Source organism: Aminivibrio pyruvatiphilus (genome assembly GCF_004366815.1).
Classification (GTDB): domain Bacteria; phylum Synergistota; class Synergistia; order Synergistales; family Aminobacteriaceae; genus Aminivibrio; species Aminivibrio pyruvatiphilus.
In genome coordinates this window covers 36,392-60,419 of record NZ_SORI01000007.1, presented here as the reverse complement: position 1 = coordinate 60,419, position 24,028 = coordinate 36,392, and the positions used below count along the sequence as shown (strand labels likewise).

20 protein-coding genes are annotated in these 24,028 nt (G+C 62.5%); 4 read left to right on the top strand and 16 right to left on the bottom strand.

Features of this window, described 5'->3' with window-relative positions; genetic code table 11:
• Positions 1–217: 217 nt before the first annotated feature.
• Both nhaC and iadA read left to right on the top strand, forming a co-directional pair.
• Positions 218–1,624: a Na+/H+ antiporter NhaC gene (nhaC, locus tag C8D99_RS06910; RefSeq protein ID WP_133957408.1), complete on the top strand. Its 1,407-nt coding sequence runs from the start codon at positions 218–220 to the stop codon at positions 1,622–1,624.
• 135 nt (positions 1,625–1,759) lie between these two features.
• Positions 1,760–2,932, top strand: a complete 1,173-nt coding sequence (gene iadA, locus C8D99_RS06905) for a beta-aspartyl-peptidase (protein ID WP_133957407.1) — start codon at positions 1,760–1,762, stop codon at positions 2,930–2,932.
• A gap of 215 nt (positions 2,933–3,147) precedes the next feature.
• Here iadA and C8D99_RS06900 read toward each other — a convergent pair whose 3' ends face one another.
• The 14 genes from C8D99_RS06900 to C8D99_RS06840 form a co-directional block, all read right to left on the bottom strand.
• Entirely contained in the window at positions 3,148–4,305 is a 1,158-nt protein-coding gene (locus C8D99_RS06900; protein WP_133957406.1) for a pyridoxal phosphate-dependent aminotransferase, read from the bottom strand.
• Between the two features lie 90 nt (positions 4,306–4,395).
• Positions 4,396–5,250, bottom strand: a complete 855-nt coding sequence (gene panB, locus C8D99_RS06895; RefSeq protein WP_133957405.1) for a 3-methyl-2-oxobutanoate hydroxymethyltransferase — start codon at positions 5,248–5,250, stop codon at positions 4,396–4,398.
• A 35-nt stretch (positions 5,251–5,285) separates the two neighbouring features.
• Entirely contained in the window at positions 5,286–6,284 is a 999-nt protein-coding gene (locus C8D99_RS06890; RefSeq protein WP_133957404.1) for a threonine/serine dehydratase, read from the bottom strand.
• A complete protein-coding gene (locus tag C8D99_RS06885; protein ID WP_133957403.1) occupies positions 6,284–6,679 on the bottom strand; it encodes a RidA family protein in 396 nt (131 codons plus the stop codon). The genes C8D99_RS06890 and C8D99_RS06885 overlap by 1 nt, the downstream gene beginning before the upstream one ends.
• Before the next feature lie 40 nt (positions 6,680–6,719).
• Positions 6,720–7,904: a M20 metallopeptidase family protein gene (locus C8D99_RS06880; RefSeq protein WP_133957402.1), complete on the bottom strand. Its 1,185-nt coding sequence runs from the start codon at positions 7,902–7,904 to the stop codon at positions 6,720–6,722.
• Positions 7,905–7,913: 9 nt separating this feature from the next.
• Positions 7,914–9,083: a M24 family metallopeptidase gene (locus C8D99_RS06875; protein ID WP_133957401.1), complete on the bottom strand. Its 1,170-nt coding sequence runs from the start codon at positions 9,081–9,083 to the stop codon at positions 7,914–7,916.
• A 22-nt stretch (positions 9,084–9,105) separates the two neighbouring features.
• Positions 9,106–10,341 carry a Glu/Leu/Phe/Val family dehydrogenase gene (locus C8D99_RS06870; protein WP_133957400.1) on the bottom strand — a complete coding sequence of 412 codons (1,236 nt, stop codon included), beginning with the start codon at positions 10,339–10,341 and terminating at the stop codon, positions 9,106–9,108.
• Between the two features lie 95 nt (positions 10,342–10,436).
• Positions 10,437–11,474: a TRAP transporter substrate-binding protein gene (locus C8D99_RS06865; protein ID WP_133957399.1), complete on the bottom strand. Its 1,038-nt coding sequence runs from the start codon at positions 11,472–11,474 to the stop codon at positions 10,437–10,439.
• Positions 11,475–11,596: 122 nt separating this feature from the next.
• Entirely contained in the window at positions 11,597–12,877 is a 1,281-nt protein-coding gene (locus C8D99_RS06860) for a TRAP transporter large permease (RefSeq protein WP_133957398.1), read from the bottom strand.
• A 1-nt stretch (position 12,878) separates the two neighbouring features.
• Positions 12,879–13,265 carry a TRAP transporter small permease gene (locus C8D99_RS06855; protein WP_208321116.1) on the bottom strand — a complete coding sequence of 129 codons (387 nt, stop codon included), beginning with the start codon at positions 13,263–13,265 and terminating at the stop codon, positions 12,879–12,881.
• 12 nt (positions 13,266–13,277) lie between these two features.
• Positions 13,278–13,433, bottom strand: coding sequence for a hypothetical protein (locus tag C8D99_RS15175; RefSeq protein ID WP_166670059.1), 156 nt, complete (start codon positions 13,431–13,433; stop codon positions 13,278–13,280).
• Positions 13,434–13,527: 94 nt separating this feature from the next.
• Positions 13,528–14,484 carry a hypothetical protein gene (locus tag C8D99_RS06850; RefSeq protein ID WP_133957396.1) on the bottom strand — a complete coding sequence of 319 codons (957 nt, stop codon included), beginning with the start codon at positions 14,482–14,484 and terminating at the stop codon, positions 13,528–13,530.
• A 95-nt stretch (positions 14,485–14,579) separates the two neighbouring features.
• The gene (locus C8D99_RS06845; protein WP_133957395.1) at positions 14,580–15,260 is read right to left on the bottom strand and encodes a GntR family transcriptional regulator; all 681 of its coding nucleotides are present in this window, start codon (positions 15,258–15,260) and stop codon (positions 14,580–14,582) included.
• A gap of 41 nt (positions 15,261–15,301) precedes the next feature.
• Positions 15,302–16,474, bottom strand: coding sequence for a M24 family metallopeptidase (locus C8D99_RS06840; RefSeq protein WP_133957394.1), 1,173 nt, complete (start codon positions 16,472–16,474; stop codon positions 15,302–15,304).
• A 215-nt stretch (positions 16,475–16,689) separates the two neighbouring features.
• On the opposite strand from C8D99_RS06840, the gene C8D99_RS06835 reads away from it, so the two are divergent.
• Both C8D99_RS06835 and C8D99_RS06830 read left to right on the top strand, forming a co-directional pair.
• Positions 16,690–17,649: a phosphate/phosphite/phosphonate ABC transporter substrate-binding protein gene (locus C8D99_RS06835; RefSeq protein WP_166670057.1), complete on the top strand. Its 960-nt coding sequence runs from the start codon at positions 16,690–16,692 to the stop codon at positions 17,647–17,649.
• Between the two features lie 20 nt (positions 17,650–17,669).
• Positions 17,670–19,148 (top strand): GGDEF domain-containing protein, encoded by a 1,479-nt coding sequence (locus C8D99_RS06830; protein ID WP_133957392.1) that lies wholly within the window; start codon positions 17,670–17,672, stop codon positions 19,146–19,148.
• A 14-nt stretch (positions 19,149–19,162) separates the two neighbouring features.
• On the opposite strand, the gene C8D99_RS06825 is transcribed toward C8D99_RS06830, so the two are convergent.
• Both C8D99_RS06825 and C8D99_RS06820 read right to left on the bottom strand, forming a co-directional pair.
• Positions 19,163–20,056, bottom strand: coding sequence for a GGDEF domain-containing response regulator (locus C8D99_RS06825; protein WP_133957391.1), 894 nt, complete (start codon positions 20,054–20,056; stop codon positions 19,163–19,165).
• Between the two features lie 77 nt (positions 20,057–20,133).
• Entirely contained in the window at positions 20,134–23,970 is a 3,837-nt protein-coding gene (locus C8D99_RS06820) for a PAS domain S-box protein (RefSeq protein WP_133957390.1), read from the bottom strand.
• Positions 23,971–24,028: the final 58 nt, after the last annotated feature.

Sequence of the window (24,028 nt, the reverse complement as noted above, 5' to 3'; positions counted from 1 at the left end):
CAAACGCATTGCCTGTAAAAATGTTCAATTAATATTTGATTTATAAAATTCTAAAATTAAATCATCTTGACAGAAGGAAACGAAAGCACAATGATATCCATAAACGTATCCATTTTAGGATTCGCAGGAAGGGGGCAGCGAAAGATCCGGGAAAAACGTGTCTGAAGGGGAAGTGAACGAAACCCATCCCCACAGGGGAAAAAAGGAGGAGAATTCAGTGCCTGAAGAACGGAAACACAGGGATATTTCTCTCGGCGGAGCAGTTCTTATCTTCGGAATCATTCTCTCGATCATCGTCGTCGGACGGCTGATACTGGGCTTTGACGTGGCCCTGCTCCTGATGTTCATCGGCATGTTCACCACGGCCGTGTACGTGTTCCACTACAGGTTTACGTGGGAGGAGCTTTTCGACAAGGGCGTCGTTCCCATGATCGCCCGGGCGTCCGGCGCCATCATGATCCTGCTCACGGTGGGCCCCCTCATCGCAGCATGGATGCTGTCGGGGACCATTCCCTACCTGATTTATACCGGCCTTCAGCTTCTCAGCCCGAAATCCTTCCTCATGGCTGCCTTCGTGATCTGCGCCCTGTCGTCCACCATGACGGGAACATCCTGGGGAACCGCCGCCACCTTCGGCGTGGCCTTCATGGGCATCGCCCAGGGCCTCGGCGTGCCCCTGGCTGCCGCTGCGGGAGCGGTGGTGGCCGGAGCCTATTTCGGCGACAAGCTCAGCCCCGTGTCGGACACCACGGTCCTTGCGGCTGCGGTGGCCGAGGTTGAGGTGGTGGACCACATCCGCTCCATGCTCTGGACCACCATCCCGGCATTCCTCGTGAGCCTCGCGGTGTACGGCTACGTGGGGTCGAACGCCTCCGGCGAGATCGACCTTACGTCCGTCAATGAAATTCTCGGCGGCATTTCCAAGACCTTCAAAATGACCCCCCTCGTGCTGGTTCCGCCCCTGGCGGTGCTGGTGCTGGCCTACCGGCGCTATCCCACCCTTCCTGTGCTGTGGATCGCCATCGTCCTCGCCGTGCCCCTTGCCATGATGCAGGGCTATGATCTCACCACCATCGTGAAGTCCATGGCCTCCGGTCCGAAGATCGTCACCGAGGTGGCGAGCCTGGACAAGCTCCTGAGCAGAGGCGGTCTGGCCTTCATGTCAGGTTCGGTGGTGGTGGTCTTCTTCGCCTACATCTTCGCCGGGCAGCTTGAGTACACGGGCACTTTCCGGAAGATCTGCTCCTCCCTGAAGGAGAGCTTCATCGGCAACAGCAAGGGACGGTTTGTCGTGTCCGCGTCCGTCACGGGCATTCTCACCGGCCTCGGCACGGGAAATTCCTACCTGAGCGAGATCGTCCCGGGCACCATGTACAAGGATCTTGCCGACGACATGAACATCTCCCGCAGGGTGCTCTCGAGGACCCTCGAGGACTCCGGCACCGTGGTGGTGCCCCTCATTCCGTGGTCGGCGGCGGGCATCTACATGTCCACCGTTCTCGGGGTGTCCGTCTTCGAGTACGTGCCCTGGGCCATTCTGTGCTACCTCGGCTTCCTGACGGCCTGGTTCTACGGCTTCACCGGCATCGCCATCTGGCCGTCGGACAAAAAGAAAACCGCCTGATCCACCCGGTTCCCCGGGGAGCCCCGGCTCCCCGGGGACCGTTGCCCTTCCCTACACCTTCCGGTACACTGACCCAAGAAGAAAAAGTTTGTCTTCCCCCGCCAAGGCGGGACGGAGGAAAGGAGAACCCATTTCATGCTTCTGATTCGGAACGCCGACCTGTATGACCCTGAACACAAGGGGCTGTGCGACATTCTTATGGCCGCCGGCCGCATTTTGTCCGTATACCCCGCCGGAACGGCGGACCCGGCGGCCCTGTCAGGCCTCTCCGCCGATTTTAGGACGGTAGACGCCGGGGGAAACCTCACCATGCCGGGTATTCTCGACAGGCACGTCCACTTCAACGGTGCCGGAGGCGAAGGGGGACCGGCCAACAGGACCCCGCCCCTCCAGCTTTCCTCCTTCGTCCGGGCGGGGGTCACCTCCGCCGTAGGGATGCTGGGGACCGACGGCACCTGCCGCGCCCTGGAGGAACTCCTCATGAAGGCCAGGGGACTCGAGGAGGAGGGCATTTCCACGTGGATCCTCACGGGGAGTTACGGCCTTCCCTCGCCGACCCTCACGGGCTCCGTGGCGAGGGACCTTTGCCTCATCGACAAGGTGATCGGCCTCAAGCTGGCCGTGTCGGACCATCGGAGTTCCCACCCCTCTGTGGAGGAGATCCGGCGGGCCGCCTCCAACGTCCGGGTGGGGGGCATCCTCTCCGGCAAGGCGGGCTGCCTCTGCGTCCACATGGGGAGCGAGGCCTCGGGGCTGACGCCTCTTCTCGACGCCATGGAGGGAACGGACATCCCCATCACCCAGTTCGCTCCCACCCATATTTCCAGGTGCGAGGCCCTGGTGGAGCAGTCCGCGGCCTTCGGGCTCCGGGGCGGGTACCTGGACATCACCGCCGCCCCGGGGAAAAACCCCCTGTTCGGCCTCGCCACGGCAGCGGTGGTGGCCACCCTCCTGGAGAGGGGCGTTCCGGCGGGGAACATCACCCTGAGCTCCGACGGCAACGGGTCCATGCCCTCCTTCAACGAAAAGGGGGAGATGACGGGCCTGAAGGTGGGCCCCCTGGAATCGGTTCTCGAATCGGTGGCGGAGATGCTCCGGGAAGGTGAGATATCCAGGGAGACGGTGATCTCCCTTGTGACGTCGAATCCGGCGGACCACCTGAAGCTGGCCCGGAAGGGAAGGGTCCGTCCGGGGTGCGACGGGGACGTGCTGGTCCTCGACGGAAACTTCAGGCCCCTGTTCCTGGCCGCGAAGGGGCGGCTCCTTATGGAGGAGGGCGAAGTCACCGTCCGGGGGACCTTCGAGTAAAAAGAATGTAATAATCAATTCTCCTGCAGGGGGAGTGTCGCCAGGCACAGCGCCCGGGCCGAGAAACCGACATGGATGTCGGTTTCAGGCGCAGTTGTCAGGGACGACAATGTGCGCCGGCGGCCCAAGCGAGCACTGGTGCACTCCCCCTTCTGTATTCGGGATTGTGTTAACACGAGAGCGCCCCGCTCATGTTCTTTCCTGAAGAAGAGCTTCTATCCCTTCAGAGACTTCACGAAGGCCTCCATGCGGTCCATGCCTTCGGCAAGCACCTCGAGGGACCGGGTGCAGGCCAGGCGGACGTAACCCTCGCCGCAGGCGCCGAAGGCCGATCCCGGAAGGGTGGCCACCTTTCCCTTCTCCAGGAGCCTCCAGGCGAATTCCTCGCTGGTAAGCCCCGTGCCCCGGATGTCCGGGAAGAGGTAGAAGGCCCCTTCGGGCTCGGAGCACCGGACGCCGGGCATGGCGTTGAGCCGTTCCGCCACGTAGCCGAGCCTCTGCCGGAAGATCCCGGCCCGCTCCTCGAGCTTTCGGTCATGGTTGTCCAGGGCGTACTTCGAGGCCATCTGGGTCGGGACGTTGACCCCGTAGGTCTGGTTCGCGCCGATAAGGGCCATGAGCCGGACCAGGGGTGCCGGGCCGATGGCGTAGCCGATGCGCCAGCCCGTCATGCAGTGGCTCTTGGAGAGCCCTCCCATGGTCAGGGTCCTCTCCTTCATGCCGGGGATGGTGGCGAAGGGCACGTGCCGTCCCTTGTAGACCAGGGAGTCGTAGATTTCGTCCGAGAGCACCGTGAGGTCGTGCCGTTCCGCCACGGCGGCGATGTCCTCCATCTGCCGCCGGGTCATGACCCTTCCGGTGGGGTTGCTGGGGGAGCAGATCATGAGCACCTTCGACTTCGGCGTGACCGCCCGTTCCAGGGCCTCCGCCGTGGGGACGAAGCCGGCCTCCTCCGTCGTCGGAAGGTGGACCGCCGTTCCCCTGTGCTGGTAAATCTGCTCGAAATAGGGAGTGAAGCACGGCTCCGCCGTGATCACCTCGTCGCCCGGGTCGAGGAGGGCCTGGAGGGCCAGGTGGACCGACTGGACTCCTCCCGCCATGATCATCACCTCGTCGGGGGATGATTTGAGGCCGTACCGCCTGTCCCAGTAGCCGCACACAGACCGGCGGACGTCCTCGAACCCCATGATGGGGCCGTAGTGGGTGTATCCTTCCTTCGCCGCCTTCGCGGCGGCGTCGATGATGTCGTGCTCCGTGTCGAAATCCGGCTCTCCCTCTCCCAGGTTGACCATGTCGGGGTCGGCCGCGGCGGCCTGGAAGATCTTCAGCATGCCGGAGGGCTGCAGTCCCGCGTACCGTTCGGCGAACTTCATGCTACCCTCTCCTTGTTCTCTGAGTCGTATTTCCCCGCCGGGGGAAGAAAAAAGCCCGCACCTCCGGGGTGCGGGCCGGGAATGTCGTCTCTACTCGTATTCCTTCAGCATGGCGGCGTACTCCTCCTCCATGCCCTTCCTCACGTGGTAGCAGTGCTCGTCTCCGGGGAACTTGCCCGTCCGCACGTCCTCCACGTACTCCTTGAAGGCGTTGGTGATGACTTCCGCCACGTTGGCGTACACCTTGACGAATTTCGGCGTGAAGGCCTGGAACATGCCGATCATGTCGCCGCAGATCAGAAGCTGACCGTCACAGGGGGCGCCGGCGCCGATGGAGTACACGGGAATGGTCAGCTTCTTCGCCAGGAACTGGGTGAGCTCGGGCGGCACCGCCTCCACGAGCAGGGCATAGGCCCCCGCCCGCTCCACCGCAAGGGCGTCCTCGATGACGTACCGGGCCGATGCGGGGTCCAGCCCCTGGGCCTTGAATCCTCCGAGGGGACCGGAGCTCTGGGGGGTGAGGCCTATGTGGCCGCACACCAGCATTCCCGCGTCCGCCATGGCCTTGATCCGGGACTCCACCCGCACGCCGCCCTCGAGCTTGATGGCGTCCACGTCCGCCTCCTTGAAGAAGCGCACGGCGTTCTCCACCGCCTGCTGGTCGGAGACCTGGTAGGACCCGAAGGGCATGTCGCCCATGACGAAGGTGTTCGGCGCGCCCCGGCGCACGGCCTTGCAGTGGCTGATGCAGTCCTCCATGGTCACGGGGATGGTTCCCTGGTACCCCAGGGTGATCATGCCCAGGGAGTCACCCACGAGGATCATGTCCATCCCCGCGGCCTCGGCGAAGCTCGCCATGGGGAAATCGTAGGCCGTGACCCACGTGACCTGTTCTCCGTTCTTCTTCATGTTCACAAAATCGAGGCGCCCTTTCTTCTTTGCCATCACTCATTCTCCTTTCCCCGTCGAGGGGTGTGAATTTAGAAGTCCCGGACGGCGTTCACCGTTTCCAGGAACGAATCCGCACTGACGTTGCAGCCTGTGATGACCACCGCTGTTCTGGCGCCGGGAGGAACGATTCCGGAGAGCAGGGCTCCCGGGCCCGTGGCAGCCGCCCCCTCCACAGCTATTTTATGCTTTCTTAGCAGAAAGGCCATACCCCCGGCGATGTCTTTTTCAGGGACGAGAGCGATACCGTCCACCAGCCGCCTGACGAGGGGGAAAGTGTAGCGGTTTTCGAGACCGATCCCGCCGAGCAGGCTGTCCGCAAGGGTGTCCGATTCCTCGAGGACCACGGGTTTTCCGGCCTTGAGGCTTTCGTACATCACCGCCCCCTTCTCCATGGAGACTCCCGTGACCCTGGCCCCCGGGATGTTCGCCTTCACGGCGAGGGCGATGCCGGAGATGAGGCCGCCTCCCGACGTGGGGACCACCACGGTATCCACGGCGGGAAGGTCCTCGAGGATTTCCAGGCCGATAGTTCCCTGCCCGGCGATGACGAAGGGATCGTCGAAGGGATCCACCACGGTCATCCCGTCCCTCCGGGCCAGTTCCCTGCAGTATTCTTCCGCGTCGTCCTGGCTCGTGCCGGCTATGAGGACGTCCGCTCCCCACCGGCGGATCGCCTCCAGCTTTGCCTCCGGAACCCTGTCGGAGACGAAGACGGAAGCCTGTATTCCCAGCCTGCGGGCCATGCAGGCCACCGCCTGGGCATGGTTTCCCGTGGAATAGGTGGTTACCCCCCGCTTTCTCTCATCGTCGGAGAGGCTCAGTATCCTGTTGGCCGCCCCGCGGATCTTGAAGGCGCCGACTTCCTGGAGGTTCTCCAGCTTCAGGAAAATTTCCGCGCCGAGAAGTCCGGAGAGGTGCGGCGAAAAGACGAGGGGGGTCCGGAGAACATAGGGAGCGATTCGCTTCCGGGCCTCCCAGACGTGCCGGGCCTCCGGCAGGCCTCCATGGCCTTCCCCGGGAATTCCCATTACCGGTCCGGCCTTTCGGGGAGAAGGGCGATCACGTCGATCTCCACGAGGGACCCGCCCGGAATGACGCTCTGGACGGTGGTTCTCACCGGGAAGGGAACGGAAAAGAACTGCCGGTAGATTTCATTGTATCCGTCGAAGTCCTCCGCGTCGGCCAGGTGGGCCGTCACCTTCACCACGTCGTCCAGAGAGCATCCGGCGGCCTCGAGGATACCCCGGATGTTCTCCAGGACCTGCCGGGTCTGGACCTTCACGTCCCCCTCGACCAGGTCGCTGCTTCCCGGCTTTTCCGCCGTCTGGCCGCTCACGAAGACGAAGCCGCCGGCGACCAGTCCCGGTGTGTAGGCCCCCGCCGGAACGGGGGAAGACGCAGGGTGAACGGGGCGTTTTCTCATGGCGCTCATTTCCTCCTTTCGCAGAACCGAAGTTCCCCGCTCACGCCCCCAGGAAAGCCAGGGCGGAGCGCACCAGGATCTCCACAGCCGCGGGAAGGGCCTCTTCGTCGATGTCGAATTTCGGGTGGTGCTGGGGGTAGTCGGTTCCCTTCTCCCGGTCGCCCGTTCCCACGAAGAAGAAGACCGAGGGAACTTCCCGGGCGAACTCGGCGAAATCCTCCCCGGCGGTGCAGGTGTAGGGAACAAGGTTTTCATCCCCCACCACCGCGGAAGCGGCGTTCCTCACCAGGGCCGCCATTCCGGGGTCGTTCACCAGGCAGGGGTTGCTGGGAATCCATTCCAGGGAATAATCCATCCCCGACGCGGCGCATATTCCGGCGAGCACCCGCTCGAACCGCTGAAGGGGCCGCTCGGGACTGTCCGGCCCCCCGGAATAGAGATAGCGCACCGTTCCCGCCAGGGAAACCTCCTCCGGAATGATGTTGGAGGCCTGTCCCCCGGCGTGGACCGAACCGAACATGACGAGGGTGGGGGAGAAGACGTCGATCTCCCTGGTCTGGATCATCTGGGCTGCTGATATGAAGTTCGCCGCCGCCAGGACTGGGTCCGCCGCCTTGTGGGGGGCGCCCGTGTGTCCCCCCTTCCCCCGGATGACTGCCCGGAACTCGTCCATGGCCGCCATGACGGGGCCGGCCTGGACCGAGATCTTTCCCGACGGGATGCCGCTCCAGACGTGGAGGGCCATGGCGCCGTCCACCGGAGGGTCGGAGAGGAGGCGCCCCTCGTCGATCATCCTCCGTGCCCCGGCGATCTCCTCGTTGGGCTGGAAGACGAGACGGACGGTTCCGGAAAAGCGGTCCTTCATGCGGCTGAGCATCTTCGCCGCCGTCAGCAGGACCGCCATGTGGGCGTCGTGGCCGCAGGCGTGCATCATCCCCCTGTTCAGTGAGGCGAAGGGCAGCCCGGTCTGTTCTTCCAGGGGCAGGGCGTCCATGTCGGCCCGGAGAAGAAGGGCCTTTCCTCCGCCGTTTCCACGGATAAGGGCCGTCACGCCTGTCCCGGCCACCCCTTCCTTTACCTCCAGGCCCAGGCCCCGGAGGAAGGCCGCGATTCTCCCGGCGGTCCACCGCTCACCGAAGCCGGGCTCCGGATGGGCGTGGAATTCCCTCCTCAGGGCGACGAGCTCCCCGGCGAGTTCCAGCGTTTCATGGCCCAGGTTCGCCATGGAAATCCCTCAGCGGGTGAGGATTTTTCTCGGGAAGGAGCAGAAGGGCTCGCATCCCGTGTCGGTGACGAGGAAGGGCTCGCTGTTTTCGAAGCCGAAATCGTCCTCCCAGATCCCCGGCATGAGGTGGATGGTCATTCCGGGCTTCAGCACCGTCTTGTCCCCGGGGCGGAGGCTCAGGGTGTGCTCCCCCCAGTCGGGAACGTAGTTCGCGCCGATGGAATACCCCAGCCGGGACGGCTTGACCACGCCGGACCCTTCGATGGCCTTCCGCCACCGGGCCTCCACCTCCTCGGCGGTGACTCCCGGCCGGATGAAGGCCAGGGTCTCCTCCACGCCCCTGAGCACCGTGTCTGCCACCTTGCGGAGCTTCTCCGGCGGCGTGCCGATGTAGACCGTCCGGGAGAGGGGGCAGTGGTACCTGAACCGGACCCCGCAGAGCTCGAGAAGGACCAGGTCCCCCGGGGCGTACTTCCGTTCGGGATCCCACCCGAGATGGGCGCAGGTGGTCCGTTCGTTGGAGGGCATGATGGGGAAGATGGCGGGATGATCGCCCGTAAACTCATCCGTTCCCGTGATGCAGGCATGATAGACGTTGGCGGCGGCGGAGCTTTCCCGGGCGCCGGTCGTGATGGAGTTCACGGCGGTCTCCATGACATGTTCGCAGACCCTTGCCGCCTGCTTCATGTAGCGGATCTCCGCCGGCGACTTGATGACCCGGACCCAGTTGACCAGCGATGTGGCGTCAGTGATTTCCATGGAGGGGAGCTCTTCCGAGAGGGTCCGGAGGCACTTGCCGGTGAACCAGTAGTTGTCCGCCTCCACCCCCAGGTTCTTTCTCTCCCACCCGTGCTCACGGATGATGTCCGCCACGAAGCTCATGGGGTGCCTGAAGACGTTCTGCACGTAATCATCGGCGTAGGGCCGGATGCTGTCCGGGCTGAGCCACGTGGTCAGCTTCGCACCGTTGCCGTCCATTCCCCGGCCCCACCAGAGGGGCTCGTCCCGGTCCAGGGCCACGACAAGTCCCTGGTGGACGTAGAAGGACCAGCCGTCGTACCCGGTGAGGTAGTTCATGTTCGCCGGGTCGCTCACCACGAGAACCTCTATCTTGTTCCGGAGCATGCTCTCCTTCGTTTTTTTCAGCCGTTCGTGAAACTCGGAGATTTCGAAGTACATAACGTCGCCTCCTGAACTGAAATCAGCACCAGCCGCGCAGAAGCATGGCGGCCCGTATTTTCCCCATGGCGTTGATCCACGCGCCTCGGCGCATGGAGACCTTCCGCTCCGCCGCCCGGTCCTCCGCCTCCCGGTACGCGGTGAGGATGCGGCCGTTCAGCCGTTCCTCCACCTTGTCCAGGGACCAGTAGTCGTTGCTCAGCCCCTGGGTGCGCTCGAAGTCGCAGACGATGGCCCCGCCGCTGTTGGCCACCACGTCGGGGATCACCCGGATTCCCGCGGAGGCAAGCATGTCGTCCGCCTCGGGGGATACGGGGGCGTTCGCCGCCTCCACGATGACCTTTGCCTGTATCCGGCGGGCGTTTTCCGCGGTGATCACGTCCTGCACCGCCGCCGGTATCAGGATGCCGCAGGGAATTTCGAGAATCCTGCCTTTGTCGGCGTTCCTCCCCCCCGGGAAGCCCGCCACGGAACCGGTACGATCCACATGGGCCGCCAGCCCGCCGATATCGAGTCCCCCCGGGTTTTCAACCGCCCCGGCGATGTCGGAGACCGCCGTGACGGGGAAGCCCATGGATGAGAGCTTTTTCGCCGCCACTGAGCCCACCTGGCCGAACCCCTGGATGACCACGGGCGTCCGTCCCGGTTCAAGGTTCATTTTCTCCGCAGCTTTTCCCGTGCAGGCCGCCACTCCCCATCCCGTGGCCTCGAAGCCCCCCAGGGAACCTCCCAGTTCGGCGGGTTTGTCGTTGATGGCCGCGGGGCAGTGCATTCCCGTCATCTGTTCGTATTCATCCAGCATCCAGGCCATGGCCTGTTTTCCCGTGCCGATATCCGCTCCGGGAATGTCCGTGAAGGCCCCCTTCGGGTTCAGCCTCCGGATGAATCCCCGGATAAGCCGCTCGTACTCCCCCTCGCTCAGCGCGGACGGATCCGCCCTGATACCTCCCTTCCCCCCGCCGGCGGGAATGCCGGCCACTCCATGCTTGATGCTCATAAAAAGGGATAATGCCTTGATCTCCTCCGGCGTGAGGCCGGGGCGCACCCTGGTGCCGTCCTTCGTGGGCCCGGTGGCGTCCTGATGGCACGACCTGAAGGCCAGGAAGAGCTTCCGGGCCCCGTTGTCCATCCGCACCGGAATGGTGAACTCGGTGAACCGCATGGGCACGGAGAGCCGCTCCAGGATCTCGGGTTCCAGGTCCATGGCTTCCGCCGCTTTCGACAGGTTGAACAGCGCTTCTTCCCAGACATTTTTCATGGGGTTCCCCTCCCTGGAGTACTCCGGGGCCTGCCTCAGCTCCGTGGGACCGCCGGGGGGGAGAGGAACCTCCCTCCCCCCCGGCGGAAAACCGGCTATTTCGCTATTTTCTTCTCCGCTTCCTCGAGCTCCTTCACCAGGGTCTCGAGAACATCTTTACCGTAGGGTTCCGCCATCTTCACGTAGGTGTCCCGCACGGGGAGGGAGAGCTTCTTGAAGGTTTCACGCTCCTCGGGGGCGGGCACGATCACCTGGAGGGAAGGCTTGATCTTCAGCATCTTCTGGAGCCGCTCGGAATTCATCCTGTCCTGCATGTCGAAGACGAAATCGATGGTCTCCCGGGCCGTCTCCTCGATGATCTTCTTCTGCTCCGCCGGAAGGGTCTCGAACCACTTCAGGCTCACCACGAAGGTGGCCACGAAGGGCATCTCCCTGATGTCGATGAAGTAATCCTGCTGCTCGTAGAACTTCATCTCCTCGTGGGCGAAGAAGGGCTGGATGTTGCCGTCCACCATCTTCAGCTGCAGGGCGGAATAGAGGTCGGGATAGGGCACCTGGACCGCGTTGGCGCCGTAAGATTTGTAGATCTCGGCCAGGAGCGGGTCGCCCATGATGCGCATCCTGAAATTCCTGAAATCGTCGGGTGTTCTCAGGGGCTTGTTGGCGGTCCACACCTGCCACCCCTCGGGGAAGACGCCCAGCAGCTTCAGGTTGTGCTTTTCGTATTCCTTCTCCAGGAGGCTGTAGATGGCCACGCTGTTCTTCATGACCTCCTTGTTGACTTCCATCCTGTCGGACCAGATGAAGGGGAGGGAGAAGACCCGGACCACCGGAATGAAGGTTCCCAGGTGTCCGGGAGACGCCATGGTGAAATGAAGGACGCCGTTCATGGTCTGCTCCGTCAGGTCTTCGCTGTCGCCGAGGACCCCCACGGGATAAATTTCGATTTCCGTATCCGGAATCCGCTCCATGATCTTCTTCTTGAAGAACTGGGCGAACTCATCCTGCACGCTCCCGGTGATTTCCTCGATGGCGAACTTCCACTCCTGCTTCGCCGCCATGGCCGGGGAGACAGCCCCGAAGACGAAGAAACACACGAGCACCGCTGCCGCCGCTTTCAAAAACCTGTTCATTCCTTCCAGCACCTCCTTCAGATTGGGAACAACTCCTTGTATTTCGATGCCCGGACTGCCTGATTTTCCTGGTTTTTCCGGCGGATTCCCCCTTTCGGCTGTGCTTCCCCACGCACGGGGCGCTACCTGAAAGCCAGATCCCTCAGGAAAAGAGAAAGGGACGGGAAAAAGATGACGATGAGGGTCGCGAGAATGTACAGGGCGAGGAACGGCGTGATCCGCCGCACCACGTCCGCGTAGGGGCGCCTGAAGACGGCCATGGCTGTGAAGATGTTGCACCCGAAGGGCGGCGTGACCGCCCCGATGGCCGCCTGCATGGTTACCAGGACGCCGATGAGGATCGGGTCGATGCCGAGCTTCATGGCGATGGGGTGGAAAATGGGGGCGAGGATCATGATCACCACGATGGAGTCCACGAACATGCACCCGATGAAGTAGGACGCGGCGATGATCAGAAGGAGCCTGACCATGGACGGGTTTTCCCCCAGCAGGGGGGGCAGGATCATCTCGGGGATCCTGGCGTAGCCGATGAGCCACGAGAAGGCGGCTCCCGCCGCCACGAGGATGAACACCACCGCCGTGACGATGCCCGTGGAAAGGGAGATGCGGTACAGGTCCTTCCAGCCGATATGCCGGTACACGAGAACTTCCACGGCCACGGCGTAGAGGACCGCCACCGCCGCCGCCTCGGTGGGGCTGAACTTGCCCGAGTAGATGCCCCCGAGGATGATGAGGGGGAAGCCGATGGGAATGACGGCTTTTTTGAGGGCCTTCAGCCGGTCGGCAAGGGGTACTTTCGGTGTGCGGACGATGTCCATTGTCCGGGCGGCGAAGCTGCAGTACAGGGAAAAGAGAAGGAAGACCAGCAGCCCGGGCCCGATCCCCGCGATGAAGAGCTCGCCCACGGAGCTGCCGGTGACCACGCCGTAGATGATCATGGAGATGCTCGGCGGGATGAGCAGGGCGATGCCGGCGGCGTTGATGATGAGGGCGATGGAGAAGGAATCGTCGTACCTGTCGCGGAGAAGGTAGGGGCGCATGGTGCCCCCGATGGCCACCACCGTGGCCTGGGTGGACCCCGAGACGGCGCCGAAGAAGGTGCATGCCGCCGTGGTGGTTACGGCGAGGCCTCCCCGGGTGTGGCCGAAGAAGGCCATGACGAAGTCGATGAGCCGCCTGGCCACCTGTCCGGTGGAGATCACGTCGGCGGCGAAGATGAACATGGGCACCGCCACGAGAGACAGGGGCCTTACCCCCACAAGCATCTGCTGCACCAGGTTCATGGGGTCGAGCAGGGGAAAGTACACCGCCGCCACGATCACCGGCGTCAGGGCCAGGGGGACGATCATGGGAAAGCCGAGGATGAGGAAAAAGCACATGATCCCTATCATCAGAAGCAGCATGTCAGTTCCCCTCCTTCTTCGCGGCCATCTCTCCCGGGTCGAGCAGTTCATCCTTCACATAGTAGGAAACCCAGACGTCGCCGCTCTTCAGGTTGCGGAAAAAGGTGAGGAAGTACTGGACCCCGGTGAGGGCGAACCCTACCGGGACCACCGACCAGACGTAGTGAAGGGGAAACTGGAGGATCGGGCTGACCCTGTGGAGCGTCCCCACCCGGCGGACATAGCGGAAGGACAGCCAGGCGAGGTAAAGCATGATGCAGGCCGTAACCAGCGAGACAAAAAGGGCAAGGAGCTTCTGGGGTTTCCCCCTTAGAGCGTCGTTCAGGATGGACATGCGGATATGGAGCCCTTTCCTGGCGGCGTAGCTCGTACCCAGGAACGTCACCATGACCACGAGAAACTAGCTGATCTCCTCGGAGGCGTTGATGCTGGAATAGAAAAAGTTCCGGGAAATCACGTTGGCGATGAGAATCACCGCCATGAACAGGATGCCGTACACGAGGATCTTTTCCTCGATCCAGGTGAGAACGCTGTCGATCTTTTCAAGGTTTCTCAATAGCGGATCCTCCCTCCCGGCGAACGGATGGGCCCCGGCGGCCCGGGGCGGAAGAGCCCGGGAACTGTCCGTCCCGGGCTCTCAAAAGGATAAATCAGTCGACTGCGGGGAGCCTGAGGTCGGCGGGACCCCGGCCGGAAAGCTTCAGCTCGGGAGCGCGGCGCTCCATGATCTCCCGAAGGGTGGAGGCGATCTTCACCTTGGCCCGGATGAACTCGTCGTGCCACCCGTCGGTGACCCAGGGCTTGTAGATGTCGCCCTCCGAGGTTCCCGGCTCGATCTTGAAGTACACGGGCGAGGCCACCCGGACGATCTCCGGGGCGTCGTAGGCCCTGAACATGCCGCCGAAGGAGTCCACGATGATCATGTAGACGTCCAGGGGCATGTTCACCGCCGTGCGGATGCTGGAGAGGATGGGAAGGGACACGTCGGAGATGGGGTTCATGGTGTCGGCCCCCAGCTCCTCCAGGAGCTTCGCCCCGGCGGGGCTGCACTGGCCGCCGAAGACGGACCACTTGAAAATGGTCTCCTTCGGGAGAAAACCCTCGGCCCTCATCCGGTTGACCAGCTTCAGGGCCCCTTCGTCATAGACGAGAAAGCCCCGGATCCCCGCCTCCACGTTCCGCATCATGTCCTCCACCCAGTAGGCCATGCTGTCGGACCCGCGGTGCCTCGGTCCCTGGGGACCCCCTTCGGGATAGCCCATCTCCTTGGAACCCACGTCCCAGGCCTTGCGGTGGCCCACCACCATGATCAGTTCGATCTGCTCGTCATGAGCCAGCTTCGCCATGTTCTTCAGTTCTTCGAAGTCGCAGTAGGTGGAGCCGCTCACGGTGCAGATGGCCCGATGGACGGGAAGGCTGCGCTTCTTCGCTTCGTCCACCATGGCCACCATGTTGGAATATCGCTCGACTCCGGCGATCTCGATGCGGTAGTTGCAGCCGTCGGGAAAACTCTTTTTCGACGGGGGAAGCCCCCACCCGTCCCTGCCCGGGATTCCCGTTTTCTCCATGAAGGCCTGTATTTCCGTCAGGTGCTTTGCCTTGAACATCTCTTTCATCCTCCTTCTCGATTTTTTTGTCGCCGTTTTTTTGTCGACATATCATGCCGGCGGATATCCTGTCACTCCGGGGGAAAGGAATAGGTTCAGATCACCGTTTCGCTGCCGTGGAGGGTGAGAATATGCTTCCGGAGGAAGGCTTTCGCGTCCGCGAGGTTCGCCGCCTTCAGGGCCCCGAGGATGTCGTAGTGCATCACCGCGGACTGTTCCATGTTGCTTTCGAGCATGAGGTCCTGCATCATGGCGAGCCGGAGCCGGTAGTAGTTGTCCGAGAGGACCTTGCAGAACCAGCGCCGTCCCGATTTTTTCCAGAGATAGCCGTGGAACTCCAGGTCTTTGGAGGAAAAGGCCATGGACCGGGAGAGCCCCTTTTCGCCGGAGGACCGGGATACCTGCACCATCTCGTCGATGATCTTCTCAAGGAACGCGAAGTCCTGATCCTCCAGCATGTTTTCCGCCAGAAGGGTTTCGAAGATGTAGGCCTCGCATATGCAGCGGAGTTCGAGGAGCTCGATCATGTCCTTGTGGTCGAAGGCGGCCACGTAGGTCCCCTTCCGGGGGATGATCTCCACTATGCCCTGGGTCTCAAGGTCCTTGAGGGCCTCCCTGACGGTGGCCCTGCTCACGTCGAGCGTTTCGGCGATCTCCGTCTCCAGGATGTGGTCTCCGTCCCTGAAGGTGTCCATGTAGAGGATCTGCCGCCTGATGTAGTCGGCGACCCGTTCGCTCAGGGTGTCCTTTTCAAAGGCTACGCGGTCCATTTCCATCTCTCCGATCCTGTTTTTCCTTCCTGATTACCACGGTTTCCCTATTTTGAGAAGAGTTTCCTTTCGAAGTTCAGGAAAAGCTCGCACCCTTTTTCGGTGACCACGAGGGGCTCGCTGCATTCGAACCCGAAATCCTTCATCCAGATGCCCGGCATGAAGTGGATGCACATCCCCGGCTGGAGGATGGTGGTGTCCGCCGGCCGCAGGCTCAGGGTCTGCTCTCCCCAGTCGGGCGGGTAGTTGAGGCCGAAGGAGTAGCCTACCCTGGAGGGCTTGTTCACCCCTGTTCCGGCGATGGATTCCCTCCATTTGGCCTCCACCTCTTCGGCGGTGACGCCGGGGCGGATGAAGGCCACCGTTTCGTTCAGCCCGCCGATGACGGCGTCGGCGATTTTCTGCAGTTCGGGGCGGGGTTCACCCAGGAACAGCGTTCGGGAAATGGGGCAGTGATAGTGGTGGCGGGCTCCGGCCAGTTCCAGGAGGACGATGTCCCCGTTTTCGTACCTGCGGTCGGTGCACCAGGTGAGGTGGGCCGAGGATGTCCGTTCGGCGGAAGGCATGATGGGACAGAGGGAGGTATAGTCTCCGCCGAATTCGGCGGTGCCGCTGATCTGGGCCTTGTAGATCTCTCCCGCGGCGTCGTTCTCCCTCACACCCGGGACAATGGTCTCGAGGGCTGTGTTCATAACTTTTTCAGCTATCCTGGCCGCCTGGCGGATATACTCGATCTCCGCCTCCGACTTGACCCTCCGCACGAGGTTCACCACCAGGGTACCGTCCTTCACCACCGCGCCGGGGAGGTTTCTCCCGAGGACCCGGAAGCCTTCGGCGGTGAAGTAGTACCCTTCCATTTCCACGCCGATGTGCAGCCTGTCCCAGCCCCGTTCCTTCAGGATGTCCGCCACGAAATCCATGGGGTGGCGGAGCTTCGACATGACGTAGTGGTCCGGGTAGCCAAGAATGTCCTCCTCCCGGAGGGAGGTGAGGATCCGTGCGGCGTTGCTGTCCTGCTCGCGGCCGAACCAGAGGGGTTCGTCGTGGTCCAGGGCGACGATGAGGCCCTGGTGGACGTAAAAGGACCACCCGTCGAAACCGGTGAGATAGTTCATGTTCGCAGGATGGGACACCAGAAGAACTTCCACGCCCTGTTCGTGCATCCGCTCCCTGGTTTTTCGGAGCCGTTCCCCGTACTCCTGAGCCGAAAAGACAGCCATGATGTCACCGTCCTGACCGAGAATTTTAATGTCGACAAAAAAACGATACTCTCCGGGTTTTCTTTTGTCAATAGGCGGAACAAAGAATTTTTTCTGATTTATCTTCTTTATTCTCTTTTCCGGTGATAGTCCTGCATGATCATTGACTCCCGGGGAAAGAAATGGTATTTTGGGATCACAATAATAGACAAACAGAATTAAAGAAGGTGAATAGTTTGCCGACTTTCTTCCGGAGAAACCGTTCCGTGGAGGACAACCGTTCACAGGTTCCGGAAAAAGCAGGCTTCGAGCAGCCCCGGAATATCTGCCGGGGTGTTTTTTTTACTGTCCTCCTCCTGCTGTTCTGTTCCGCCTTTCCTCCGGCAGTGCCGCTCTTCGCGGAGCCCCCGGCCTATACCCTGGCGGCATACCCCACCAACGACCCGAAAAAAGTATACGAAGCCCTGAAGCCCCTGGCGGATTATATCTCCGCCGCAACGGGGTGGACGGTCCGCACGGTGGTCACGAGAAACTACGAGGAAATCATCCGCCGCCTCGCCGACGGCTCGGTGGATATCGCCATGCTCAGTGCGGCGAGCTATGTCCGATTCGGCCCCTCCGTTCCGGGACTATCCTACGTGGCCACCTACATGGAAGAGGAGGGGGGGGAGATAACCCCCTTCTACCACTCGGTGATTCTGTGCCTGGCCGACAGTGCCGTCACCGGTCTTGAAGGCCTGGAAGGAAAAAGGTTCGCCTTCACCGACCGCTATTCCACCTCGGGCTACATCATCCCCCTGCTGATGCTCCGGGACAGGGGGATCGACCCGGAGACCTTCTTCGGAAAAATCTTCTTCGTCGGAAAGCACGACGCCGTCATCGAGGCCCTGAAAGCCCGCTCCGTGGAAGGAGGTGCCGTGTCTTCCGGGACGCTCGCCGCCGCAGAGGGCACGGAAGGCAATATTTTCCGGGTGCTTGCCTCTTCGGAGCCAATCCCTCTCGATGCCATAGCTGCCGGGAAGAGGGTGCCGCAGGAGCACGTACAACTTCTGCAGGAAGTGCTCCCCCGCCTTGGGCCGGATTCCGCTCCCATGGAGGCTGTCCGGTTCCACCTGCAGTGGCCTGCCGCCGGATTCGCCGTACTGGGGGATTCCTTTTACGACCCCCTCCGCCGGGCTCTCGGGACCGGTGACTGAGGACGAAAGGGGGAGCCCGATTGAAGCTGTACTGGAAGGTCCTTATCACGGCCATGCTGCCCCTGATACTGGTGCTTGGCCTGGGCATGTTCCAGGTGAACCGGTCTCTCAGGCTCCACGAGGAAAGCGTGGCCCTGGAGAACCGTCTCAAGGTGTCCCTCCTGCGTTTCCGGCTTTCCTCCTTCCTGAACGACATGAAGAAAACAGCGGCCATCCTCGGCGCCTCGGGAGATGCCGCCCGGGCCGTGGAGGGCGCCGATTCCGACTACCTGACCACCTGGGGAAAGCTTTTTCTCGATGCGGGGGGAATGGATAAAATTCTCTTCACCGACCTGGACGGCATGGTACTTTCCAGGCCCCACGACCCCTCGAGGTTCGGCGACAGTCTCCGGTCCCACCCGGCGTTTCAGGGTGCCGCCGGAGGAAGGGACGTGGCGGCCTTCTACGAGATCGAGGGAGCCTTCAGCATCATCTGTGCGGCTCCAGTGAAGCTCTACGGGGATATCCCCGTGGGAACGGTCATGGTGGCGGCGCCGGTGACCCCGTCACTGCTCTCGTTCTTCGTCTCCGGAACGGGGCTCGAACTTCTGGTGGAGCCTGAGGGGCACCCGGCTGCAACAAGTTTTGCGGGCGCCTGCTACAGATCCTTCCTTCACCTGGATCCGGAGCTGATCCACGAGGGGATTCCCATGAAAAGGGTTCTTGTCTATTTCCCCGACGACCGGGCAATGGTCCCCCTCACGGACCTGCACAGCAAACTTGTGCTTGCCCTGGGATTCTTCTTCGTTGCCCTCCCCCTGGGCCTCTTCCTGATGCTTCGCCGCCATCTTCGTCCCTACACCCGACTTATGGGCAGCCTTATCAGGCTCTCGGACAAGGATGCCGATCTTCCAGGGCTCAGGGAGAGCCTGGAGGAGGAGTCCGGGAAGAGCCGCCATGAAGTTGCCGCGGTGACGGCGGCGGTGGCGAGCATTCTGAAGATGCTGGAGGAAAAGATTGCCCTGCTCGAATGGACCTCCAGGACGGACGCCCTGACCCAGGTGAGCAACCGACTCCATCTCGACGGGGTCCTCCAGCGGGTACTGCAGAGCTCCGCAAAAAGCGGCGCCCCCCTGTCGGTGCTCATTCTCGACCTTGACCACTTCAAGGAAGTGAATGATACCTTCGGTCACCAGGCCGGGGACGGGGTGCTGCGGAAGACGGCCGCCATCCTTTCCGGCACGGTAGGACAGCGGGGATCCGTGGGACGGTGGGGGGGAGAGGAGTTCCTGGTGGTCCTTCCCGGGAGAGGTGCGGAGGAAGCTCTCGCCGTGGCCGAAGAAATACGGAGCAACGTGGAGAATGGAACGTTTGATATTACCAGATATGTGACTGTGAGCATCGGGGTGGCGGAGGCCCTTCCGGGAGACACTCCCGGAACCCTTGTCCGGAGGGCGGATATGGGCCTGTACCGGGCCAAGGCTGAAGGTCGCAACAGGACTGCCCCGGGAGAGGAATAGGTGAAAATCCCTTTTCAGAACGCCCTTTCCACCCTGTTCCTGCCGAGGTTCTTCGCCCGGTAGAGGGCATCGTCGGCGGCGGTCAGGATACGGTCTTCGGCCGTCCCGGCAGCGGCCAGGGCTACGCCGATGCTGGCCGTGACAGAGACGGTACCCGTCTCTGTCTTTATGGATGTTTTCGCGATGCGCTCCCTGAGGCTGTCGAAGAAGTTGAAGGGATCTCCGTTTCCGCCCGGCCGCCGGAGGGCGAGAAATTCCTCCCCCCCCATCCTGCCTGCCCCATCGGCGCCGCAGAACTCCTTCATCACGGAAGCAATTCTTCGGAGGACCTCATCCCCCGCCTGGTGCCCCAGGGTATCGTTCACTCTCTTGAAATGGTCGATATCCAGGAGCCCTACCGCCACATGGCCGTCTCGGGCCTCCATGGTCCAGGCAGCGAGGCGGTCGAGGATCGCCCTGCGGTTCAGCAGTCCCGTAAGACTGTCGTGGGCCGCCTGATAGGCAAGGGCTTCCCGGCTTTCCACGAGGGCGTCCTGAAGCTCCACCATGCGGCGTCCCACTTCAACCCTCGCCTGGAGCTCGCCGGTGTCGAAGGGCTTCGCAAGATAGTCGTTGGCCCCGGCGCCGAGCCCGGCGATAATGTCCTCCTTCGAGCCCCTGGTGGTGAGCATGATGATATAGGGAGGCCGGTCATTTCCTTTTTCCCTGACCCGCCGGATTACTTCGGGCCCGTCCATTCCAGGCATCATCCAGTCGAGCACGGCCAGTCGGGGGCAGTCGGGGCTTTCCAGCACGGCAAGGGCGGAGAGCCCGTCTGAGGTCTCCACGGTTTCGTGACCGATCTTGCCCAGCACGGAGGAGAGTATTCTCCGGGATGTGAGGTCGTCTTCGGCGACAAGGATTTTCATGGCATGTTCCCTCCTCTGGGCAAAGATTTACCGGGCCGGGAACCTGTCCCGGCGGTTTCATGATATCCGAAAAACCGTCAGTTCGTTTCTTCAGGCCCGGAAACCCCCCGGGAGCCGGTTACGATCAGCTTCAGACCGGAAAAGGCCCGATCCAGGGCCTCCAAGAGGGCTTCCGCCCCGGAAAGGTCACCGGACCGGCCCGCCTCTTCCACGGCGAACGCCGCATCAGTCACGGCGGAGGCCTCGATGCTCGCCGATGCCCCCTTGATGGAGTGGGCCCTGTTCCGTACGGCGGGAGCGTCTCCCCGGAAGAGAGCTGCCTTGAGATCGGCTATCTGGAGGGGAATATCCCGGAGATAGTCTGCGAGAATGTCACCGGCAAGGGCTTCGTCGCCCATCAGGCGGGCAAGGAAGCCCTTCCTGTTCCATACACCGGGGAACTCCTCCCCTCCGGAGGCGGAGCTCTCCGGTAAAAGGGGCTTCAGTTCCGTCCGGGGAAGCCACTTTTGCAGGACGGCGGCAAGGGCAGCGGGATGGACGGGCTTGGCTATGTAGTCGTTCATGCCCGCGGCGAGGCATCGTTCCCTGTCCCCCTGCATGGCGTGGGCAGTCATGGCGGCGATGGGTATGTCAGGGCGGAGAGCGGGGGAGAGAGGGCCCCGGATCCGTTTCGTCGTCTCGAGGCCGTCCATGTCGGGCATCTGGACATCCATGAGCACAAGGTCATACGGGGCCTTCCCGAGAAGCTCCAGGGCTTCCTGTCCGCTCCGGGCGACGTCGGCGGAAAGGCCGAACTTCCGGAGGATGCCCACGGCCACCTCCTGGTTGACGGTGTTGTCTTCCACCACGAGAACACGGCCTCCGAACCCCTGAAACCGCTCCCGGGCAGCATGGCGGGTGGCGAGAGGCGGGGTGCCGCCGGTGCCTTCGGGGAAGAGGACGAGAGAGAGGGCGCTGCGGAGTTCACCGGAACTCACCGGCCTGGTGAGGTAGGCCGAGAACCCCGCTTCAGCAGTCTTCCGGGCGTCTCCCCGGGCCCCGAAAGAGGCCAGCAGGGCAAGTTTCGTTCCTGAGAACCGGCGGTCGGACAGAATAGCCTGCCCTAATGCCTCTCCCTCCGTGTCCGGCAGGTGCTGGTCGATGAGAACGATGGAGAAGGGGTCATTCTCTTCCGCCGCTCTCCGGAGCGCCGCGAAAGCGGCGGCTCCTTCAGCGGCCGTTTCGGGGCGCATTCCCCAGGAAGCGGCGAGGGAAGAAAGGGTTTCCCTGCCGGTCTCGCTGCCGTCCGCCACGAGGATCCTGACTCCTTCCAGAACGGCGGGGGAAGCAGAGAGTATCTTTCCTTCACCGGACTGTTTCCCGAAAGGAACGGAGAACCAGAATTCCGAACCCGGCCCTCCGGGGATTTTCCCCGGCCCCGGGGCGGGGCTGACAAAGCCGATCTTCCCTCCCATGAGCTCCACGAGCTGCCGGGAGATGGCGAGACCCAGCCCGGTCCCGCCGTACCTCCTGGTGGTGGAGGCGTCCCCCTGGCTGAATTTCCTGAAGAGCAGGCCCTTTTTTCCCTCGGGGATGCCTATGCCTGTATCCTTCACGGTAAACTTCACCGTCACGGTCTCGCCGTCGTCCCTTTCCAGGGACGCCCGGACCGATACCTCCCCCTCCGAGGTAAACTTCACGGCGTTCCCCGCCAGGTTGGTGAGAACCTGGCGCAGCCTGCCCGGGTCACCCCGGAGCCGGGACGGGACATCGGGGGCGGCAGTGCAGAGAAAATCGACCCCTTTCTCCCCGGCCTTCACCGCCGCCGTGGCCGCAAAACCTTCCAGCAGCACTCCCAGGTCGAAGTCCATGGTTTCCAGGTCGAGTTTCCCCGCCTCGATCTTGGAAAAGTCGAGGATGTCGTTGAGGAGGCCCAGGAGAAATTCCGCGCTTTCCCTGACCCGCTCCGCGTACCGGTGCTGTTCCTGGGAAAGGGAAGTGTCCAGGAGCAGTCCTGTCATTCCGAGGATGCCGTTCATGGGGGTCCTCAGTTCGTGGCTCATGTTGGCCAGGAACTCCGATTTCGCCCTGTTCGCCGCCTCGGCCTTCTCCGCCAGGTCCCTGGTGACGCCGATGGTCTCCTCCAGGTAGCGGTTGGTCTCCAGCAGTTTTTCCCTGGCCTCGTACTGTCCGGAAATGTCGTTCAGAAAATTGAGGGTGGCCGGCCTGCCGTTCCAGTCGATAAGGATGCCGCTGACTTCGATCCGGGCTGCGGACCCGTCCTTTCTCAGAAGGCGGACGGGGTACCGCTGGTCCACGGGTTCTCCGGAGAGCCGCTTCCTGTAGTTGGAGGCCACCACTTCCCTGTCCCCCGGGTGAACGAACCTGAGAAAGGGGGAGGCGCTCAGCTCTTCCCCGGAGTATCCGAGCATTTCCCGGACCATGGGGTTGAAATAGGCGATGCCCGAATCCTGGATGACGCAGATTCCTTCCTGGGCCGTCTCCACGAGAAGACGGTACCGCTCTTCGCTCCGCCGGAGCTCCTCCTCGGCCCGGATTCTGTCGGTCACGTCAATGGCCACGCCCAGAACCGCCGGCTCTTTCCACCACGAATGGATGTAGGGGATCCGGGTGGTCTGGAACCACCCCAGGGTACCGTCCCGCCTCATCAGCCGCTCAGCCTGTATTACAAGGGGTTTTCCGCTCCGGTAGACGGTGCGGTTGGTTTCCATGTAGGCCTTCGCCTGCTCTTCCGGCACTCCGTAATCCATGTCGGTCTTTCCGGTGACATTCTCGGGGGAGGTGCCGAAGAGGTCAGCCACCGCCCTGTTGGCGAGGAGGAAACGGCCGTTCAGGTCCATGGCGAAGATATACTCGGGCACGGTGTCGATGATCATGCGGAGGTGGTCGGCGAGGAGCCTGAGCCTGTCCTCCGCTTCCATCCTGGCGGCCACGTCCTTCCGGAGGCGGCCGCTGAGTTCCGCAAGCTCCCTGTTCAGACGGCGCTGGTGAAGATACCAGAACACTCCCGCGGCGGAGAGAGCCAGGAAGAGGAGGACGGTCTTCACGAGAAGGGAGTAGTCCACGCCCCTTTCGATCGTCACGGAAACGTGCCGGTTGAAGATTTCCTCGGTCTCCCCGGGAGTGATGCTCAGCACCCCGCGTTCGAGGATGTCCCGGAGGAGTCGCTCCTCTCTGACCACGCCGATGCGGAAGCGGTTGAGAAAGTCCGGGAGCTGGCCGGCGATCTTCAGGCTGAAGAGACCCTGTTTTTTTATGGCGTAGGCTGCGGATGACAGGGGGCGGAGGGTCATGTCCGCCTTCCGGCCCGCCACGAAGGAAAAAACCTCGTCCTCGTTCCTGACGGTGATGACACGCAGGTTGGGGTAATCCCTTCGTACCCTCTCCTCCATACTGGTCCCCTCGGGGAGGACAATGGTCCTGCCGGTGAGCCTTGCGGGGTCCGGTATGTATTCGTGTTCCTGCCTTGTGATGAACACCGCCGGTTCCGTGTAGTAGGGCGAAGTGAAGAGAAGCCATTCGTCCCTGGCGCGGGTCTGGTTGAGGAAGGCGAGGATGTGGCATCGTCCCGTCCGGGAATACTCGATGCTTTCAGCCCAGCTCGAGGTGGGGACGAGCTCCAGCTCCACCCCGGACCGTTCTGCGACGAGTCGGATGAGATCCGCGGCGATGCCGTAGAATTCACCGTTTTCACCGAGCCGCTCGTAGGGGTACCAGTCCGGGTCCACGCACATCTTCACGGGGCCGAGGCGCCGAAGGTATTCCCGTTCCTCCGGCGTGAGTTCTCCCGGGGGAACGGCTGCCGCAGGAGGGGAGGACAGGAACGGGAAGGCGAGAAGGGCTGCAATGATCAGGACTCCCGGAAAGAACCGGGAGAATGGTCGTCTTTTTCGCGAAGCCGGTAATTCAGCCATAGTCCGTTCCTCCCGGAAAAAGTGGGGTTGTGAAGAACAGAATATTCAGTTGTGGGAA